Source organism: Frankia sp. Mgl5 (assembly GCF_023242985.1).
GTDB lineage: Bacteria > Actinomycetota > Actinomycetes > Frankiales > Frankiaceae > Parafrankia > Parafrankia soli.
In genome coordinates this window covers 1-336 of record NZ_JALKFY010000568.1, presented here as the reverse complement: position 1 = coordinate 336, position 336 = coordinate 1, and the positions used below count along the sequence as shown (strand labels likewise).

The 336-nt window shown below is 52.4% G+C and carries 1 protein-coding gene; it reads right to left on the bottom strand.

All coding sequences use genetic code 11. From position 1 onward, the window contains the following. Positions 1–328: transcriptional repressor LexA (lexA, locus tag MXD62_RS10665; protein ID WP_248829151.1), on the bottom strand; the 328-nt coding region annotated here is incomplete at its 3' end. Positions 329–336: the final 8 nt, after the last annotated feature.

The following is a 336-nucleotide window of genomic DNA, read 5'->3' as shown; positions in this document are numbered from 1 at the left end:
GAGGGAAATATTCCTCCACTTCTTCGATCGCCGTGATCGGCTGGCCGGCGGTTACTTTCCCGATTACTGGCACGCGAACAATTGACGATTCGAAATCGTCCTGAAAATCATCGTCGTGCTGGAGCAGCTCGATCGCGCGGGGCTTGGTCGGGTCACGGCGAATCAATCCCTTTTTCTCCAGTCTCGCCAAATGGCCATGAACGGTAGAGCTGGAGGCCAACCCGACAGCTTCGCCAATTTCGCGAACGGACGGCGGATAACCCTTGTCCTTTACTTCTTTGCGAATGAAGTCAATGATCGATTGTTGACGGTTAGAAAGTTTCGACATAATGACAC